Genomic DNA, 18,887 nt, shown 5'->3' on the forward strand with positions numbered 1-18,887 from the left:
TACGCCGGGACGTAGTCGGGGTCGACGGCGCGGATGCCGCCAGCGTAATGCAACCGGCGATGGTGTCCACCACTTGCTGGATGACCTGATCCGGTGTCGATGCACCGGCGGTAACCCCAACGGTGGTCTTGCCTTCGAGCCATTCTGCCTGAATGTCTTCCGGCCGCTCGATGTGATGACTTTCGACCCCCATGTGCGACGCCACTTCGGCCAAACGGGCGGTGTTGCTGCTCTTGCGGCCGCCGATGGCGAAGACGACATCGCAATGGTCGCGGTCGATCAGGCGTTTGAGCGCGTTCTGGCGTTCACTCGTGGGTTCGCAAATCGTATTGCAGAGCCGGAATTCGCCGCCGAGCGGCACCACCATCGCCTGTAGCTCCAGGGCGAATACCATCAGCTCGTCAACGTTCTTGGTGGTTTGACTGACGAGCGCAACCTTGCGTGGCGGCGCAATCTTGCCTTCGCCTTCTTCACCTCGCTTGGCGTTCCATGGAAGATCCTCGATGTGCTTGGCGGCCACCGACTTGCTGGTGGCGGCCCAGCCGAGCACACTCTTGACTTCCGGATGATACGAATCGCCATAGACGACAAGGAAATATCCCTGCCGGACGAGTTTCTGGGCGAGGCGCTGCACCTTGGTGACGAGCGGACAGGTGGTATCGATCAACTCCAGGTGCGCTTCGGAGGCCTGCTGCGCCAGGTGCGGCCCCATGCCATGCGCGGTGATCGCGACCCGTTTGAACCCTTCCCGGGCGGCAGCGTCGACCGATTCCGCGCCGACCACGCCGCGCTCCCGCAACCGTGACACGACCTGAGGATTGTGGATGATGTCACCGATGGGCGCGACGGGCGCGGTGGGGTCGGCAGCGTCTTCGATGATATCGAGCGCCCGGCGGACGCCCCAGCAATAGCCGAGCTCATCGGCGACGACAATGCGCCGTTCGGCAGCGGATTCAGAGGGAGGCGAGACGGTCAATTCCTAACTCATTTCGGTGGGGTCATTGCCGGGAACGCTCGTTGCGCTCGACCGGTACCTGTCGACCGGAAAGTATAGCGGTTGCTCTGGTTCACCGAAGAAATCGCGCGGCCGGACACGGTTGGGTGAGCCCGGAAGCTCACTAGTACTCGATCAATTCCTTCCCATCGGCGGCGATTTTTTCGGTGTCGAGCAGGCCGTCGAGTTCCGGAGGGAGGACGGACGGAACGGTAATGGTGTCCGGGTTGCCGTCGCTGGTGTAGAGCAGGTCGGGACGCGCTTCGAACTGACCGAACCAGTAGTCGAGGAAGAGATTCCCTTCGCCTTCCAGCGGTTCGTCCTTGGCTCCGATGCGGGCGATCGAATAGGGATCGAAGTTTATCGAGTTGGGCGATGGAGCTGGTTCGGCGCCGGCCGCCAGCAGACTGATCAGCTGCACTTGCTGTCCGTTGTATTCGAATCCGTGGCGCGCCATCTTCCACTGGTCGAGCGCTTCCGGGTTGATGTCGGTGTCGGGGAACAGCCCATAGGGAAGCACGACCGCGCCCGTGGCGCTTTCTTGTCCTGTCTGCTGTTGGAGCCAGAGTGTCGTTCCACCGACCTTTTCCATGAAGATGTCGGTCGTGACATCACTGAGGTCCTGGTGATCCTTTGTGTGGTTGGCGACCTCGTAGCCATTGTCGACCAGCCACTGCAGCTTCTGCTGGCAATACGGCGTCTGCTCCGGCGCTTCGTAATCGAAGCACCAAATCTCGATGATGGCGAACATGGCCGTGTGGCCGAAATTCGGATGCGTGGAAAAGAAATCTTCCAGAATGCCGATGGCCGAATGGGGGTCGATGGTTACGGAGCCGTCCGCGGCGATGTCGTAATAGAACTGATTTGGACGCGAGTCGTCGAAGACAAGTACGGCCGGGTGCTTTCCAGCGGGCGCGCTAATGCGGTTCTCGACGAACTCCCGATAGGGAATGATGTAGAAGTTGTGGTCGTAGAGCCACTGCAAGTCGGCGCGCAGCTCTTCTTCCGTCCGGTAAAGAACATCCCCCTCTGGCTCGTCCGAAGAGTATTCCTGGATGATGTTGTGATACATGAACACCGGCACCGAGCCGAGCTCGTTCGGCTGGAATTCGGCGAGCTGATCGGGCGAAAGGATTTGCCCGGTGACGATCGGTTGGGTCGGCTGTGCGGGCGCGGATGTCGGCGCGACGGTCGGGGCCAGCGTGGCAGCAACTGTGGTGCTGGCGGCAGTCGAGGCTGGTTCCGCGACCTGGGTGAACGCGACGGTCGGTTGGATTTCCTGCGTAGGCGCCGGGGCCACCCCTTCGGCCGGGCGAGTTCCTTGCGTCCAGGAGATTTGTCCGTCGTTGCCGCTCTCCGATCCAAACCCGCAGGCAGCCAGCACGGGCAGCAACAAGACAACCAGCGCAGCGATCCGGAACCAGGGAGAGATCGAAGAAACGGCGCGGCGCGGGAGACCAAAGACGTTCGGATTAGGTGCGATCAACGAACCGGACCCTCCGCCGGAAGCTCGGGCATGGCAACGCCCGGTGAATCGAATGGCCACATTCTGCGCCGCCTGGCGAACGTGACAGGGAAAGAGTACAGGATTCGCCGAGCAGGGTGTCAGACGCGCCCGGAACGACGGAAACGCGGGTCGACCGTTTCTGCGAAGTGATGTTGGCCCCAGCAGTCTTGTGACGGATGGAACTGGATGCGCTAGGCAAGGAGTCGCCGTACATCGGACAGGTTGTGCGCGACTCGGGTCGGGAGCGGGATCTCGATCGGCCATGGGTGCGCGTGTCGATTCATCCAAATCGTCGGAATACCGGTTGCCTCAGCGCCAGCCATGTCGTGCTCGGGCGAGTCTCCAATCATCACCGACAGGTCGGCCTCGGTGCGGCCCAGGCCAAGCGCTTCCTGAAAGATCGCTCGATCGGGCTTCCAGAATCCGAATTCGCCGGAGATCAGGCAGAAATCGAAAAACGGCCGCAACCCCAGGAGGTCGATCTTGGCGGACTGCACATCTGCCGGGCCGTTCGTGATCATGCCAAGCCGGCGGTGCGGCCTTGCGGTCCGGACGGAGCGCAAGGTCTCGATGGTATCGGGGAAGAGCTGCAATCCATGGAAGCGGTTGTTCACAAACCAGCGCGCGGCCGCGGAAACCGCATTCGGATCGTCGATGCCATAGCGGGCGAGCAGTTCCGGGAAATGATCGACTCCATGTGGTTGCATCTGAATCGATGCGGCCACCACCTCGTCGATCGGCAGGCTGAGGTCCTGCCCAGACGTCTCTTGCGCCAGCTCGAACGCGATCCGCAACCGCCCAACCCGGGCGCCCGCGTAGTCGCATAACGTGTCATCGAGATCGAAGAGCACGAGCTCAGGTTGCGGTGTCAGGCCCGTCATGCTGCTTTCTTCTGCAGCACGTGCTTGAGCAAGGGGATCGAGCTGTGGTCGTCGAAATCATGTCCGCCCAGGATGCACCACGCCGATTCGATCATGGCCCCGACGGTGACGGTTTGGAACAAGCGAAGGAGCCACTTTGGCGCCGTCCCACGCCAGAGGAGGCCGAGCACATAGACGTGCCCAACGACGGCAGCCGCGCGGGCCGACCAGATGTGCAACGCTCCGAACTGGCGATGGCGCCGCCATTCGATCGAAAGCAGTGCGCTGGCGACCGCAGCGATTGCCAGCACGGTCCGCTTCAGAGGCTGGAACCGGCCGGGACGGGCCAGCGCCAACCATCCCAATGCGGAAAGCATGACCGCACTGTCGGCAACCGCATCGAGTTGCCGCGAGTAGTTCGAACGATTTCCAAGGAGCCAGGCGACCGCGCCATCGGCGATGTCCGAGAGGGCCGACAGCACGATCCCTCCCGCGACGATGCGCGGCTTCCGAAGGATCGCCGGATACCAGAGCAGCACGGCAAGCAATAGCCGCCCGCTCGCGATCCACTCGTCGGGCGTTCGCGGAACGATCTGCCGGGGCGACGAGCGGTCAGGCAATGAGTTCCCTCCCCTGATGACCGACCAGGTGCTCTCCCGCGTCGACGATCTCGCGCAGCATTTGCACGGTCTGCCAGCAGTCTTCGAACGAGTTGTAGAGAGCCACCGGGGCGATACGGATGACGTTCGGCGCACGGAAGTCGGGAACGATACCGCGCTGTTTGATCGCTCGGGCGATCGCGGCGGCGGCGGAGTGCTCGACCGCGACATGCCCGCCACGGCGATCGTCTTCTCGTGGCGATCCGATTGCATAGCCGTAGTCTGGCCCAGTCAGGCCAGAGGCTTCGATGAGCTCGATCAGGTAATTCGTCATCTGCAGTGACTTGGCGCGGACCGATTCAATACCGGCCTCGGCAAAGATACCGAGCGATCCAAGCATCGATGCGCCGTAGAAGAGGGGTGTGGTGCTGATCTGCCAGGCGCCGGCTCCGGGCGCTCCTTCCCAATCGTGCACCATGTCGAACTGCTTTTCCTTGAGATAGCCCCACCAGCCGGAGAGACCGGGCCGCACCCCAAAGTGCTTTCGGTTGACATAGAGCGCCCCGACGCTGCCGGGACCGCCATTGAGGTACTTGTAGGAGCACCAAAAGGCGAAATCGACACCCCAGTCGTCGAACCGATGAGGGACTGCGCCGATGGAGTGGGCGCAGTCGAACCCGGCGATGATGCCGCGCTCGCGGGCAGCGGCCGCAAGGCGTTCGATGTCGAGCAGCTGGCCCGATCGGTAGAGCACGGACGGCAGCAAGACGAGCGCAACGTCCTCGGTCATGGCGGCGATGATGTCGGATTCGTCGATGGTGCGGCCGTCTCGCGACGCAACCCGAATGAGGTCATGATCGGGATTGCCGCCGTGCAGAAGGATCTGGCTCTGCAGCGCGTAGATGTCGGACGGAAAGTCGAGCTCGGTAGCCACGATCTTTCGGCGGCGGTCACTGGGGTGATAGAACGTCGACACGAGATTGTGCTGATTGACCGTGGTGGTGCCGGTGGCGACCACCTCGTCTGCGTCTGCCCCAACAAGCGGGGCCATCTGTTCGCCGAGCGTTTCCCCCATGGTGAACCAACCTGCATCGGCGGACATCCAGCCGTCGATGCCGAGTGTCTTCCATTGGTCGATTGCTTTCAGGATGGCGGTTTCCGAGTCTTTGGCCATGAGCCCAAGCGAATTGCCATCCATATAGATCTTGCCGGGCAAGAGGTGGAACCGATCACGGAAACGTGCGAGTGAATCGGCGGAGTCAAGCGATCGGGCGAATTCGAGCGTTCCTGCGTCTGGCATTCGTGGTGCTCCCGTGAACCTTCGAGTCAATGGTGGGAGCGATTGTACTGGCCTTGTGAACGATAGGGCATGCTGCGAGCATGGCGGGTTCGACGCTTCCCACGATGGCTCCTGGTACGTCAGCGGGGACGCATCCAAACGAGGGGTTGCTACGTATTGTTCGTGCACGGTTCTCGAGTTCGACCGACTCCGCCCACGCCTCGACCAAGGCTACGCACGTGCCAGCTACGTGCAACAGGGCGCCAAGCGCGGACGCAACTGAGAACCAGCAGTCTGATTCACCTGCCGTATCCTTACTTAGTGAGACGACAGCACCATGCGCTTTCCGATTCGATCGGGCGAGCGCGGGAGGTAAGACGATGTCTTTGCTCGATAGCCTGTTTGGGGGACGAAAGTCCGAAATGGTTTCGGCCGAGCAGGCGCTTGCGGGGAGCGATGCGCCGCGATTCTCCATACCCTCCACCCACGAGGTGCTCGGCACACCGCTTCAGGGGCCGTTTCCTGCCAATCTCGAAGTGGCGTACTTTGCGATGGGATGTTTTTGGGGTGCGGAACGGCTCTTCTGGCAATTGCCGGGTGTGTACACCACCGCGGTCGGCTACATGGGTGGATTCACCCCGAATCCGACCTACGAGGAAGTCTGTTCCAGCAAGACTGGCCATGCCGAGGCGGTGATGGTCGTCTTCGATCCCGACGTCGTCAGCTACGCCGACCTCGTCAAGACGTTCTTCGAGGAACACGATCCTACCCAGGGCATGCGCCAGGGGAATGACTGGGGTACCCAATACCGTTCGGCGATCTACACAACGTCGGACGCGCAGGCCGAGACGGCGCGAATGATTGCCGGCGAGTTCGGCCCGAAGCTGAGAGCCGCCGGATATGGCGACATCACGACCGAGATCGAACCGGCGGGCGAGTTCTATTACGCCGAGGACTATCACCAGCAGTACTTGCACAAGGTGCCAAACGGCTATTGCGGACTGGCGGGGACTGGTGTTTCTTGCCCGGTTCCGTGGGCGACCGCGCCGGTCAGCGGCGGCAGCGGAGAAGTGGATGTGGTCAACATCCAGCTTCCGCAGAGCGACGACGAGTGGCGCGCCAGGCTGACGCCAATGCAGTATCACGTCCTGCGTGAGGCCGGCACCGAGCGCGCGTTCACGGGTGAATATGTCGACACCGAAACGGACGGCATCTATCGCTGCGCTGCTTGTGGCAATCAACTTTTCGACAGCGACACAAAGTATCACTCCGGGTGCGGTTGGCCCAGCTTCACCGAAGCGCTCCCCGGCGCCACGGAATACGTGCGCGACACGTCCCATGGCATGATCCGGACAGAAGTGCGCTGCGCCAGATGCCACTCGCACCTGGGGCACGTCTTCCCGGACGGTCCCCGCGAGGCTGGCGGGAACCGGTACTGCATGAACTCGGTGTCGCTGGACTTGATCGAGCGATAGCCACACGTCGAGTATCGATCGCGACTTGAGTTTGATGGTTTGGCCCGCTGCCGTTCGGCAGCGGGCCATCTGTGTTCGAGGATCGCTCTTCCGCGGCTCACGTCTCCGTGACGCAATGACGCGCAGGGCCCCGCGGCGGATGCGGGGAGCTTCCGGCGCAGGTTGCCGAGCGTATGTTGTCAGAATTCGGAAGCGTTCACTGTCTTACTAACAGGAGTTCACCTGCTTCCCAAGCGGATCGGTGCAGAAGCGTGCTGAACGACCAAGTGCGCGGAGACTCGATTGAGTTCGCAAAGGATGAGGTAATCGCTCAATGGGCGATAGACGACACGCGTCTTTTCGGTGAGCTGTACAACCGGTATTTCGACCGGGTCTATCGCTACTGCGCGGTGCGGCTCGGCGATGCCGAGGCGGCGCAGGATACCGCGAGCATCACATTCACCAAGGCGATGTTGGGAATCGCAAGCTTCCAGGGAGGGCTCTTCTCCGCGTGGCTCTTTCGCATTGCCCACAACGTTGTTATTGATCATCAGCGGTCGATCAAACCGACCGTTCCGCTCGAGTTTGCTGGCGTGGCGCTCGATCCATCGGATTCGCCGGAGGTTATAGCCGTCCGCAACGACGAAGCACGGCGACTCTACAGCCTGCTCTCGCAGTTGACTCATGACCAGCGAAGCGTGATCGAGTTGCGCCTGGCGGGACTCAACGGCAACGAGATCGCAGAGGCATTGGGCATGCGCCGCAACACGGTCGATGTCAATGCCCGGAGAGCGATCCTCAAGCTGCGAGATCTGATGGCCGAATCCGGAGGGGCGCCATGATGCGGCCGGAACAAGAGCTGAGCCAGTTCTGGGATGACCTGCTTACGGGTACGGAAACGGTCGGCCCTCTGCAAGAACTTGAACTTGCCGATTTGATCGTCGAGCTGCACCAGCGAGCTCAGGGCATCGTGCCGTCATCAGGGCAAGTCTTGCAGGGGCGCCGGCAGTTGCTGCTCCTGTCCGAATCCAGACCTCAGGTGGTGTCTCCCATCACGCGGCAGGCAACGGACGAGGCACGCCGCTATCAAATCTCGACCGCGCTGCGGATTGCGGCGCTTGTTCTCATCTGTGTCGGCGCACTCGGAATCGTGCAACTCCTGGGCGGAGTCGACCAGCCTGACACGGAAACCATACCGGCTCCTGCTGGCGAGGTTCTGGGGTATCGAACCTATCTCGGGGACAGCAGCAGGTCCGGGGTCGTGACAGAGAGTGGTCCCACCTCGAACCCAATCGAGCGTTGGCAATTCTCGTTCGATGCGTCTGATTCGATCCTGGCTGCTCCTGTGACGACCGATGGAATGGTGTTTGCCGGTAGCGACGGTGGGCGCGTTGTTGCATTGCGGGCTGACACGCACGAGCTCGTCTGGTCGGTTGAGCTGGACGGAGCAGTCGGGCAACTCCGGTAGTCATGGAGAGCCGATTGATCGTGCCGGTCAGTCGATCGGACGGCACTGCGCTCATCGTTGCCCTGAGCCTCGATTCGGGAGACGAGCTTTGGAGCGCGACGATCCAGGGGAGTCTGCTTGCGCCACTTGCCGGAATGGGCGGCTTCGTGATTGCGGTGGCCAACGATGGAGGCGTTTCGGCCTTCGATGCCGGGACCGGGGCGCAGGTATGGGCAATGCAGCTGGGTGGTCCGATCCTGGCGGCCCCCGCGATATCGGATGGCAGGGTTGTCATTGCGAGTAGAGACCAGGCAGTTACGGCGCTCGATCTGGCAACGGGAGAAACTCTCTGGGCGTTCACCGATGCGGCGTATCCCCTGTGGTCGGCGCCGATGGTCAGCGAAGGCACCGTGTATCTCTTCAACCAGCCCACCGCGAACGCGGGATCGACGCAGAATCTCGATTTCGAGAACCTATCCGCGGCCCTGATCGCCCTCGATCTCACGAGCGGAAGGCAGGTCTGGAAACAGGAGTTCGATTGGGCGGCGTCCTCTCCCCCTCCGTCTCCAGTGGTGATCGGCGAGACCGTGAACGTCTTCTCGATCGATCGCCAATGGCGCTCTTTCGATGCCCGCACAGGCACGCCCGTTGAGCGTGGTGAGCAGCCTGAGTTTGGACACACTACCTATCTGATTGGGAATGGCGTGCTTTATCTGGGAGGCCGTAGCTCAGTACTGGCCGCCGTTGAGATCGATTCGATGACAAGTCTGTGGTCGCTTCCGGTTGGCGCGACCGATCACACGCGCCTCGGGGCGCCTGTGGTCGAGAACGGATTGGTGCTCGTGGCGGACGACGCAGGTGTCCTGCATGCAATCGGAACAGAAGAGTCCAGTTGACCGCGGATGTTCGTTCCGAGCGGTCTCAGCTGACTGGAGCGGAAGCACCATGCGAACCTCGCTCATCGCGACAAACACCCGCAATCGAGAAGGTAGCGGATTGACCCTGCTACTGGTCATCTTGCTCGCTGCATCAGCCCAAGCCGTGCTTGCGGTCGAATCTCTCATCGAGCAGCAAACCCACATGCAGTACCACTCTGTCGGCCAGGAAGCTTCTCGTGTCGCCACGGACTTCTATCTGGCATTGAACACTGCCTATTCGCGGGGTGCTGTCGACTCACTGAACTCAATCCTGGCTGCTGACTTCGTCGATCATCCGGTCTCCCAGGAACCTGCTCAGTCTCGAATGCAACTCATCGAGTTCGCTCAACTCGTTCACAGTGCCGTTCCTGATACCCGCGTTCGGCTTGTGAATCTCGATGGAGACCGCGAGCTCGTGCATGCAACCTTCACCGTTGAGTCGTCGGAACATGGGGAGCGATCATGGTCTCAGAGCGAAACTCTGATGATTCGCGATGGCAGGGTTCGAGAACGATGGCGAGCACCTTTTCCGCGCCCCGTCGGGAACCCGATAGTACTCGCGGAGTGGCGGGGAATCGATTGGTCCGAGGGCGCCTTGGCGCTGCTGGAAATTTCTGGAGAACCAGGCAAGCCGGAAAGCACCATCGAGATCGATGGACCCGCACTGGTGTGGTTGAGAACCGGTGAGCTGTTCGACGCATCGGAGGCGCTTTCGTCCAGCGGACCGATCTCGCCAGCAACGCCACTGGTCGTCGAGAAGGGAATGCGAATCGACCTGGGTCGTAATAGGGGAAGCGTCCATGGGTGGATCGTGCTGGCGCGCCCGGTCAACAGTCCTCCCGGGAGATACGAACATGCCGAGTCTGCGATCAACGGTGGAAACCGCCTCGAGCGCATGATCAACCGTGCGTCGCCTGGTGACACCTGGACGGCGGCTTCGTTTCAACTCCGGCTTCTCGCGAGGACGACGTTCCGAAACGCGACTGACCGGGTGACGATTACCGTCGATCGATGGGTGCTCCCGCCAGGCGCGAATGTTCCTGAGACGTCACCTGGGAAGGCTGGAATCGTTGCAGTCCAGCTGGGCAGCATTATGGAGACGCAAACCGGGCGAACGATCGATGTCGCCAACGCGGTGGCTATGGCTGCGGGTTGGCTCGATGACTGGCAAGTGCCGCGCACGGGGACGGCAACCATTGAGAGAGTCGTCGTCACCTGACCAAATCTTGTCATCCACATCGGGTGAGGTAGCACTTGCACGTGGCTGCCATATCCCCGGCGAAGCCGGACTGAAGGCGTTGACTCGCGTTGTCAGCCCTTCGTGGCGCCGGCGGTCAGGCCAGAGACGTAGTTGTCGACGAAGAAGGAATAGGCAACCGCGACCGGGACCGAGCCGAGCACAGCCGCGGCCATCAGCGGGCCCCAGAAGTAGACGTCGGCCTTGATCAGATCGCTCACCACACCAACCGGCACGGTTTTCATGTTGCCGGTGCCCATGAAAACGAGCGCATAGAGGAACTCGTTCCAGGCGAGTGTGAAGCAGAAGATTCCGGCGGAAAGTACCCCTGGCATTGCCAACGGCAGGATGATCTGCCGCATCGCCTGCAACCGGCTCGCGCCATCCACCAAGGCGGCATCTTCCAGTTCATGCGAGATCGTTTGGAAGTACCCCATGAGGAGCCAACTGGCGAATGGGATCAGGAAGGTCGGATAGGTCAGGATGAGCGCCCAGTAGCGGTTGTAGAGCCCGAAGCGCGCCACGATCTCGGCCAAGGGGATGAAAAGCAGCGTCGGTGGAACCAGGTAGGCTATGAAGATGGCTGCCCCCATGATGGTTCCGCCGCGGAATCTGAATCGCCCCAGCGCATACCCAATGAAGACGCTGCAGGCCAGCGCCAGGGCAGTGGCGCCGACGGTGACGATGATCGAGTTCTGCAGCCAGCGCACGAAATCGGTGTCGTTGAAGAGGAATCTGTAGTGTCGCAACGTTACGCCGGCCGAATCGAGCTCGAACCAGGGGAAGCCGTCGGTACGTTGCAGCAGATTGGGGAGGAACGGATTCCGATCGGTGTTGAGCAAGTCCTTGTCTGGCCGGAACGAGACGATGAGCATCCAATAGAACGGGAAGAGCAACAGCACGACGAAGATGCCCAGCGGGAGATAGAAGTAGAGCAGACGCTGCCACCATCGGTTTTCGCCAACGATGTTCATCGGTTGTCGCTCCTGAGCGATCGCAGCAACAGAATGGCTCCCAACGCCAGGGCCGGGAACATATAGAGCGAGATGGCGGCGGCCTGCCCAATCTCAGTGGCATTCATGCCGATCTGATAGGCGTAGGTTCCCAGCACATGCGTCGTATTGGCGGGTCCGCCCTTGGTGAGCACGTAGACCAGTTGGAAGTCAGAGATAGTCCAGATAATGGAGAAAAGCGTGGTGATGAGCACGATTGGCTTGATCACCGGAAAGACGACCGCGCGGAATCGTTGCCAGCGGGAAGCGCCGTCGAGCGCGGCGGCTTCCACGAGCTCGGTTGGCACGGCCTGAAGACCGGCCAGGATCGAGATGGCGAAGAACGGAACACCACGCCAGATATTGGCGATGCAGAGCGAAATGCGGGCGTGCCAGGGATCTCCCAGGAAGTTGATGTTCTGATCGATCAGGCCCCATTCCTTCAGCACGATCGAGATGGGGCTGAGGACGGAACTGAAGAGCATGAGCCACGCCAGACTGCTGAGCGCGGTCGGCACGATCCAGGGCAGGAGCAGTCCGGCGCGGAAGAAACGACTGAAGCGGAACTGCCGGTTCAGCAGCAGCGCCAGTCCGAGTCCGAGCAGGAGCTTGAACGGCACGGTCCCCACACCGTAGATGACGGTGTTGCGCAGTGTCTGCTGGAAGATCGAGTCCGTCCAGAGGTAGCGGTAGTTCTCGAGTCCGATGTAGTCGTACTTGGAAAACCCAAGCATCTTGTCGGTGAGGGAAAGATAGATCCCGAGAAAGAACGGATAGGCCATGAAGAGCAGGAGGATGCTCCAGCCCGGGATCATGAAGAGCCAGGCGAGCACGCCATCTCGCTGCAGGAGCGAACCGCGCCCCTGGACCGGTTGAAGTTGGCCTTGTTCGGCGGAGGAGGTCGATTGCGCTACTGCCATCGAGGGTTCCTAAGAGAGGGGGCCGGCAGCGCCATACGCGCTGCCGGTTGTTGCGTCCTGGGCGAATATCCGCCTATCAGCCGTAAATGCGCTCGAGCTGATCGGCGCCCCATTCGATGGCGCCTTGCGCGTCGCCATCCTGCACCGCCTTGGCAAAGGTGTCGATGACGATGTACTTGGAGTAGGAGAGCGCGGCCTTGTCGTCCGATGGTCCCGCATACCCCTTGTTGCGGCCGTAGTTGACCAGGTTCAGATAGGGAAGCAGGATCGGGTTGGCGGTGTAGACCTCCAGCTCGGTGTAGTTCGGCGTGGCCGGAATGTAGTATCCGCCGTTGGCCTCGTACCACGAGGTGAGCATGTCGGTGGAATAGAAGGTTTCCAGGAACGACTTCGCTCCGTCGATGTTGTCGGAGTAGGACGTGATCCCCCACGACTGCGCGCCGATGTTGGTGAATCGGCCTGCCGGGCCTTGCGGGAAGTCCGCATGGTTCATGTCAGCGGCAATGGCCGGAACGCCGCCGTCGGCTTCGGGGCCAGCCGCCTTCAGGTAGATGCTGCTCCCGTTGAGGGTGGCGGAAATCTGGTCCGAGAGGAACGCGGTGTTGTTCGCGCTGTCATCCCAGGCGAGTCCGGTCTCATCGAAGGCGTCTTTCCATCCCTGGATGAAGGTGTTCATACCTTCGACGAACTCGGGTTTGTTGAAGGCAACGGTGGTTCCGTCGTCCTCGACCTCCATCGCGCCATAGGCCCACATATAGGCATAGGTGAAGCTGGGAGGATCGCCGAGGCTGTGTCCGAGCGCCTGTCCAAGCGGTTTGCCCATCTCCTTGAGCGCTTTGCCCACGGTGAAGAGCTCTTCCCATGTGTCCGGGAATGTTTCCGCGCCGGCCTCAGCGAAATAGCTCGGGCGGTAGGCATATGCCGATGAAGAAGTGCCGTACGGAATGCTATGCCAGGAGCCGTCGACAGATGCTGTCTTGACGACCCAGTCGTAGTACCCGCCGCCTGCTTCTCCCAGCGGACCCGCGATGTCGTTCACATCGACCAGGTTCTCTTGATAGAGATAGGGCCACGGGTCCCAGAGCTGGACGATGTCTGGGCCGGATTTGGCCTGGATCGAGGCGCCGATTTTCGCCTGCAAGTCCGGCCAGGCGACATAGTCGACGCTGACTTCGACTCCGTTCTGTTCGCCCCACTCGGACAGAATGGCATCGAACCGTTCCTGGCCCGCCGGGACGAAATAGGATGCGCCCAGAATGTTGAGCTTGGTGCCCTCCAACTGGGCAGGCGCCTGGGCGAACTTGCGCACCTGGTTGGGGGCGGCATACGCCGAAGCGGAAAGCGCCAGAGAAACGGCTGGAACCGAGAGTCCGAGCGCGGTTGCACGGCGCATGACCTGACGACGGGAATAGCGGAGCGTCTTCGCTTCCGAAACGAGGTCATCGATCCGACGATCGTTCATCGAGGAGCACCTCCCTGTGCAGTCGATCCGGAGACTCGTTGTCCGGAACTCATTGCCTGCGTATCGGCGAAATGGGTGCTGGCCGCCCAATTCTGGTGGACATCCATCGTCACGGACCGCCGCTGGCCGCTGTTCGCTTGTCGATACGTGTTCGATAGCATCCTACTGTATTTGTCGAGAATTGTGAAATCGTGCGCGGGTCTTCTTCCGCGGCGCGTCCAGTCGAAAATCGATCAGTTGGAGGACTAGGCACCTTTCAGCGCCCCATGAAGGGCGCGCATCTCCGTCGGCCTGTCAGTGCAAATGAGGTCGGGTTGAAGCGCTAGGGCCCGCTCCAGCTCGTCGGGGGAATTACACGGCCAGACGACAACTCTCCATCCACGTTCTTTACCTTGGCGAACGAGCGTCGGGTCGGCGGTCGGAATATGAGCATCGACCTGAGTGCATCCCAACTCGATCGACGTGTCGATGAAGGCGGGATCGTCCCAGTTCCCGATGTAGCCATGCCGAATTGCTGGGCGAAGCCGGTGAACGATGCCGACGGCGACAGGGTCGAACGATGTGATCGTTACCTGATCGGTAAGTCCGCGTGCTTCGACTTCCTCGATCACACGTGAAATGATGCGCTCGAGGCGAACGGGTGTGTCCTTCTTGATTTCGATGATGAGATCGGGGACCGATGCGACCGTATCCAGAACCTGGTCGAGGGTCGGGACGATGCAGATTTCCGGCCAGTCCGGAAAAATCGAGCGCGCGTCGAGTGACTGGATCTCGGCCACGGAGAGTTGGGAAATCAGCCCAGTTCCGTTCGTCGTGCGGTCGACGGATTCGTCGTGAATGATGACCAACTCGTGATCGGCCGTCATTCGGACGTCGAATTCAATGGCATGGATGCCAATGCCGATCGCATACCGAAAGCCGGGAAGCGTGTTCTCGGGCGCTTCGAATCGTGCTCCACGATGCCCGATGAACTCCGGGGTCTCTGTCATTTCCCTCTCCTAACCACCGTGCAGACGCTCGAAGACTGCGCGACCACGGGCTGAACACGCCCCATGGAAGTTCCGCACATCGTGCCATCCTCGAGTGGCGCCGTGACGAATCTATGTTGAGACAAAGAACTTCACACGCTCATAGCAATCCTGGAAGTACACTATGGCTTCCTATGCAACGGTGCATCGGGCGCTGAGCCTGTGAGGCTTCGGCAACAAGAAAGAGGTGAGCGAAGATGATCACTCGACGTCAGTTCGTGGGGCGGAGTGCGGCCGCAGGGATGACGGCAGCTGGGATTTTGAGCGCTGGAGGACGGTTTGCTCGGCGGGCAGCCGCGCAAGACAAGACCGAGATCACCGTCTATCACATTTGGGGAACCCCTCCTGGGGGCACTCCGGCCGCAAATCCACATCCGATGACGCAAGTCATCGATGCCTTCAACGCACAAAGCGCGACCGTTTCCGTTGTTTCCAGTACTCCAGGCAACTACTACGAGACCCTGCAAAAGACCCAGGCCGATATCGCGGCCGGCAATCCGCCGGATCTTGTCTCCGTGCCATGGGCATTCCTGAATTATGCGGTTGAGGGACTCGGAATCAACACGCTGGAGTCCGTTTCCGGCGACCGGTACGCGGAACTTCAGGGGCTCATGACCGAATCGTCTTGGCCACTCGTCACGCTGGACGAAACGGTGTACGGCTTTCCGTGGGGTCTGTCAACGCCGATCCTCTACTACAATGCCGATCTCTTCGAGCAAGCTGGAGTCGATCCTGCGGTCGCGTTCGATACGTGGGAATCCTTCGCTGCCGAGGCCGTCAAGCTGCAAGAAGCATTGGGCGGCGGAGCGGTGCTCGGTCTTTCGTACAACAAGGATTGGCCGGCGCAAACGATCATCCAGAGCAATGGCGGTCGTGTCATGTATGACGATGGCACGTTTGGAATCACGAGCGAGGAGGCTCGTGGCGCCTTGCAAACGATTGCCGACCTGGATACCGCCGGACTGTACGATCGGTCGGGAACGAATGACGAAATTCGAGGCAATTTTGTTGCCGGCACTACCGCGGTGATGCAGGCAAGTGTCGCGTCGCTCGGTGGACTGAACAAAGATACCGAATTCACCCTGGGCACCAACACCTGGCCGAAGTTTGGTGAGAATCCGGTCGTCGCGTCGACCGGCGGATCTTTCCTCGGCTCATTTACGCAGGACGAAGGCAAGTTCCCGGCGGTAGCCGAGTTCCTTGCATTCTGTGGCAGTGAAGAGGGGTACACCCTCTGGAATCAAACCGGGTACGTCAACATCTCAAATCTCGAACTAGAGCGGCTTCCGGGCCAGGATCCGGCGTACGCCCAGTTCGATGCCGGGTTGATTCGTGAGACGAACTGGCCGGGCCCGCGTGGCACCGAAGCTGGCGGCACATGGGATGTGTACGTCCAACGAATGTGGGCCAATGACATAAGCGTCGAAGAGGGCACATCCGCAGCGCTTGCCGAAATCGAGGCAATCGTCGGCTAAACGTGACCGCGTCCTCCTCCGAAACCAGCGCCGGCAGAACGGCGCTGGTTTCGACTCATTCCATTTCATCGAACAGCGCCGAGGTCGTGCGTCCCAACCGTAGGCTCACCTGGTACCGCTTTTCGGAGGGGATTACACCCTACCTCCTGGTGGCGCCATTGCTGCTGCTCATGGTGGTGTTCATTTATTGGCCACTCATCTACTCGGCGTACCTTTCGACCTTCGATTGGAACTTTGTGCGGCCCGACAAAGACTTTGTCGGCGTCGACAACTACACGCGCCTCACAGACGATCCGCGGTTCGAACGCGCATTGCATGGGACGGTGGTCTATACCCTCGCGCTGATCCCACTGCAGGTCTTTCTTCCGCTCGGGCTGGCGCTCCTTCTGTGGGGTGTCGGAAAGTCTCGCCTGCAGAACTTGTATCGCGGGGCGCTTTTTCTACCCACGATCGTGGCGTGGTCGGTCGCTTCGATCCTCTGGCTTTGGATGCTGAATTCCAACTACGGCGTTATCAACCAGGTGTTGGGCGTTTTCGGCGTCGACAACGTGAACTGGCTTGGGGAGCGGAATACCGCCATCTGGGCGGTCATCCTTGTTGCCACCTGGAAGACCTTGGGATTTCACATGTTGCTCTACCTGGCTGCGCTCCAGGCTGTCCCGCGCGACTATGTGGAAGCCGCGCAGGTGGATGGGGCTTCGTCGTATCAGGTCATGACGTCAATTCGATTCCCTTTGATCACGCCGACGTTTTTCTTCGTGCTAGTAACAACCGTGATCACCGTAAACGAGGATGTCTTTGCGGCCATCAATGTGCTGACTGATGGCGGCCCATTCGAGTCGACTACCAACATCGTTTACTACCTGTATCAACAGGGGTTCGTCTACTTCCAAATCGGTGCTGCCAGCGCAGTGGCAGTTATCGTGTTTCTAGCGACGGTGTTCTTTACCTGGCTGCAATTCCGCTACCTGGAAAGACATGTGCACTATGGATAGCGACAATGCTCGCCGGACCTCCAGCAGCCGAATCTACGAGTTGGTGATCGTCCTGATTTGCCTGATTACGATCTTTCCCTTTCTCTGGATGATTTCCACAGCGTTCAAAGAATCCACTGAGGTGTTCACGAAAGACATTCGGCTCATTCCTCAGCATCCCACTCTGCAAAACATTCCCGATGCACTCCAACTTTTTCCAGTTAAGAACTGGATTTGGAACAGCTTTGGAATAGCGGTGCTGATGACCGCAGGCAAGCTTGCTATCAGCATTCCGGCAGCCTTCGCGTTTGCGAAATTGCGATTCCGGGGCCGGGGCCTGCTCTTCGGGATGGTGCTCGCCACGATGATCGTGCCGTTTATCGTTACGGTTGTTCCGAACTACATCTTCACGTCCGACCGCGGGTGGATGAACAGCTGGACTGGAGTGATTGTTCCATCGATTCCGTTTACGGCTTTCTTTGTCTTCCTTTTGCGGCAGAACATGATGGTGTTGCCGCAAGATCTCATCGATGCGGCCAAGATCGACGGGGCTTCTACGATCAAGATACTTTGGCAAATCGTGGTTCCCAACATCAAGCCCGCGATAGCCGTGGTGACCATTCTCTCGTTTCTGGGCGCCTGGAACCAATACCTCTGGCCATTGCTCATCCTGAACGATTTCGAAGCCAAGACGCTCTCGACCGGCATGCAGTTCTTTACGAACAATGTCGAGTCAGCACAAATGTGGGGACCGATGATGGTCACCGCTGCTGTGGCAATTATTCCCCCCTTCATCGTCTACCTGGTTGCGCAGAAACAGATCATCGAGACGTTCGTGAACTCGGGCATGAAGGGGTAGCATCAGGGTCGGCTGGCGCGATTTTTTCCTACCAGTTCGTGAACGAGCCGTCCAGACGGTGAAGATGGGGGATCTCAGTCAGCTGGAATGGATGCGCCAGCGCGGCCTCACGGTCGAACTCGATGCCGAGTCCCGGACGGTCCGGCGGGAGGAGATAGCCGTTTTCCACGGAATCTGCGGAGCTGGGGACAAATGCTCGTCAACATGGTGCCGGGCATGCGCGGCTGCTCCTGAACCGCGAAGTTCGAGGTGGCCAAATTCAGTTGCAAACAGGCGGCCGACGACACGGGCCCGAGCGGGTTGCGGACTGCCGCTGCGGATGTAGTGGGTTTCGCAACTGCCCGCGATCTTGCGACTCGGTGAACCCGCCAGCAAGGCAGAGATCGATGCGGGCGAAATCGACCAGGTCTTCCTCGATGATCTGACGGAACTGCCATTTGGAGGTGAATTGCTCGGCAATGGGCACATCTGTGCCTGCGCGGACTGCGCGCAGAGCCTGCATGCTCTCGGCGCGCACCGTCTGATGAAGAAACGGCTGAACTGCCCAGTTCGTTGCACAGATAGACCGAGTCACGCTGATCGAGCCGTGTATGGATATCGAAGGTGATTTCGATCCGTCTCCAACCGCGTCGCGTACGGCTGCGAACTGCTCAATCGCCGTCTTCATGGCGTTCGCGGCTCGTGCACATCGCCCGACGGGAGTCCAAACGCACGAACTTCCAGCCGGTCTCGCAGGTTTCCAGGCACGACTCGACCAGCGCGGATCGGGGCTGCCAGCGGATAGGCGATCACCTGCATCCGTTCATAGACTGGCACATTCAGGGCTTTCCCTTGATGTCCCAGAGCGCAATATCGATTGCCGACAGTGCTGCCGCTACTGCGC

19 protein-coding genes and 1 pseudogene are annotated in these 18,887 nt (G+C 60.3%); 8 read left to right on the forward strand and 12 right to left on the reverse strand.

Going from position 1 to position 18,887, the window contains the following annotated elements:
• Window positions 1–70 precede the first annotated feature (70 nt).
• The 5 genes and pseudogenes from ispH to kynU all read right to left on the reverse strand — a co-directional run bounded on the left by ispH (window position 71) and on the right by kynU (window position 5,260).
• Window positions 71–976: pseudogene (gene ispH, locus R2855_01395) on the reverse strand (4-hydroxy-3-methylbut-2-enyl diphosphate reductase).
• A gap of 142 nt (window positions 977–1,118) precedes the next feature.
• Window positions 1,119–2,480 (reverse strand): polysaccharide deacetylase family protein, encoded by a 1,362-nt coding sequence (locus tag R2855_01400; GenBank protein ID MEZ4529658.1) that lies wholly within the window; start codon window positions 2,478–2,480, stop codon window positions 1,119–1,121.
• 212 nt (window positions 2,481–2,692) lie between these two features.
• The gene (locus R2855_01405; protein ID MEZ4529659.1) at window positions 2,693–3,382 is read right to left on the reverse strand and encodes an HAD family hydrolase; all 690 of its coding nucleotides are present in this window, start codon (window positions 3,380–3,382) and stop codon (window positions 2,693–2,695) included.
• A complete protein-coding gene (locus R2855_01410) occupies window positions 3,379–3,981 on the reverse strand; it encodes a CDP-alcohol phosphatidyltransferase family protein (protein MEZ4529660.1) in 603 nt (200 codons plus the stop codon). The genes R2855_01405 and R2855_01410 overlap by 4 nt, the downstream gene beginning before the upstream one ends.
• Entirely contained in the window at window positions 3,974–5,260 is a 1,287-nt protein-coding gene (gene kynU, locus R2855_01415) for a kynureninase (protein MEZ4529661.1), read from the reverse strand. Before kynU ends, R2855_01410 begins: the two co-directional genes overlap by 8 nt.
• A gap of 359 nt (window positions 5,261–5,619) precedes the next feature.
• Here kynU and msrA point away from each other — a divergent pair, with 359 nt between their 5' ends.
• The 4 genes from msrA to R2855_01435 all read left to right on the forward strand — a co-directional run bounded on the left by msrA (window position 5,620) and on the right by R2855_01435 (window position 9,036).
• On the forward strand, window positions 5,620–6,714 hold the full coding sequence (gene msrA / locus R2855_01420) for a peptide-methionine (S)-S-oxide reductase MsrA (protein MEZ4529662.1): 1,095 nt from the start codon (window positions 5,620–5,622) through the stop codon (window positions 6,712–6,714).
• 251 nt (window positions 6,715–6,965) lie between these two features.
• Window positions 6,966–7,535, forward strand: a complete 570-nt coding sequence (locus tag R2855_01425) for a sigma-70 family RNA polymerase sigma factor (protein MEZ4529663.1) — start codon at window positions 6,966–6,968, stop codon at window positions 7,533–7,535.
• Window positions 7,532–8,161, forward strand: coding sequence for a PQQ-binding-like beta-propeller repeat protein (locus tag R2855_01430; protein ID MEZ4529664.1), 630 nt, complete (start codon window positions 7,532–7,534; stop codon window positions 8,159–8,161). Before R2855_01425 ends, R2855_01430 begins: the two co-directional genes overlap by 4 nt.
• A 20-nt stretch (window positions 8,162–8,181) precedes the next feature.
• Window positions 8,182–9,036: a PQQ-binding-like beta-propeller repeat protein gene (locus R2855_01435; GenBank protein MEZ4529665.1), complete on the forward strand. Its 855-nt coding sequence runs from the start codon at window positions 8,182–8,184 to the stop codon at window positions 9,034–9,036.
• Between the two features lie 286 nt (window positions 9,037–9,322).
• Here R2855_01435 and R2855_01440 read toward each other — a convergent pair whose 3' ends face one another.
• Window positions 9,323–9,478 carry a hypothetical protein gene (locus R2855_01440; protein ID MEZ4529666.1) on the reverse strand — a complete coding sequence of 52 codons (156 nt, stop codon included), beginning with the start codon at window positions 9,476–9,478 and terminating at the stop codon, window positions 9,323–9,325.
• A gap of 174 nt (window positions 9,479–9,652) precedes the next feature.
• Between R2855_01440 and R2855_01445 the strand changes: the two genes are divergently transcribed.
• The gene (locus R2855_01445) at window positions 9,653–10,276 is read left to right on the forward strand and encodes a hypothetical protein (protein MEZ4529667.1); all 624 of its coding nucleotides are present in this window, start codon (window positions 9,653–9,655) and stop codon (window positions 10,274–10,276) included.
• A gap of 92 nt (window positions 10,277–10,368) precedes the next feature.
• Here R2855_01445 and R2855_01450 read toward each other — a convergent pair whose 3' ends face one another.
• The 4 genes from R2855_01450 to R2855_01465 all read right to left on the reverse strand — a co-directional run bounded on the left by R2855_01450 (window position 10,369) and on the right by R2855_01465 (window position 14,657).
• A complete protein-coding gene (locus R2855_01450) occupies window positions 10,369–11,268 on the reverse strand; it encodes a carbohydrate ABC transporter permease (GenBank protein MEZ4529668.1) in 900 nt (299 codons plus the stop codon).
• Window positions 11,265–12,206, reverse strand: a complete 942-nt coding sequence (locus R2855_01455) for a sugar ABC transporter permease (protein MEZ4529669.1) — start codon at window positions 12,204–12,206, stop codon at window positions 11,265–11,267. Before R2855_01455 ends, R2855_01450 begins: the two co-directional genes overlap by 4 nt.
• 76 nt (window positions 12,207–12,282) lie before the next feature.
• Window positions 12,283–13,668, reverse strand: a complete 1,386-nt coding sequence (locus R2855_01460) for an extracellular solute-binding protein (GenBank protein MEZ4529670.1) — start codon at window positions 13,666–13,668, stop codon at window positions 12,283–12,285.
• A 245-nt stretch (window positions 13,669–13,913) separates the two neighbouring features.
• Window positions 13,914–14,657, reverse strand: coding sequence for a glycerophosphodiester phosphodiesterase (locus tag R2855_01465; protein ID MEZ4529671.1), 744 nt, complete (start codon window positions 14,655–14,657; stop codon window positions 13,914–13,916).
• 236 nt (window positions 14,658–14,893) lie between these two features.
• Between R2855_01465 and R2855_01470 the strand changes: the two genes are divergently transcribed.
• From R2855_01470 to R2855_01480, 3 genes are all read left to right on the forward strand, one after another.
• Complete coding sequence (locus R2855_01470; GenBank protein ID MEZ4529672.1) at window positions 14,894–16,171, forward strand: extracellular solute-binding protein; 1,278 nt, start codon at window positions 14,894–14,896, stop codon at window positions 16,169–16,171.
• Window positions 16,172–16,257: 86 nt separating this feature from the next.
• Window positions 16,258–17,166, forward strand: a complete 909-nt coding sequence (locus tag R2855_01475) for a sugar ABC transporter permease (GenBank protein MEZ4529673.1) — start codon at window positions 16,258–16,260, stop codon at window positions 17,164–17,166.
• Complete coding sequence (locus tag R2855_01480) at window positions 17,159–18,004, forward strand: carbohydrate ABC transporter permease (GenBank protein MEZ4529674.1); 846 nt, start codon at window positions 17,159–17,161, stop codon at window positions 18,002–18,004. Before R2855_01475 ends, R2855_01480 begins: the two co-directional genes overlap by 8 nt.
• 28 nt (window positions 18,005–18,032) lie before the next feature.
• Here the strand turns inward: R2855_01480 and R2855_01485 are convergent, their stop codons facing one another.
• Both R2855_01485 and R2855_01490 read right to left on the reverse strand, forming a co-directional pair.
• Window positions 18,033–18,173 (reverse strand): hypothetical protein, encoded by a 141-nt coding sequence (locus R2855_01485; protein MEZ4529675.1) that lies wholly within the window; start codon window positions 18,171–18,173, stop codon window positions 18,033–18,035.
• A 494-nt stretch (window positions 18,174–18,667) separates the two neighbouring features.
• Window positions 18,668–18,820, reverse strand: coding sequence for a hypothetical protein (locus R2855_01490; protein ID MEZ4529676.1), 153 nt, complete (start codon window positions 18,818–18,820; stop codon window positions 18,668–18,670).
• Window positions 18,821–18,887: the final 67 nt, after the last annotated feature.

It is taken from the genome of Thermomicrobiales bacterium (assembly GCA_041390825.1).
Lineage (GTDB): Bacteria > Chloroflexota > Chloroflexia > Thermomicrobiales > UBA6265 > JAMLHN01.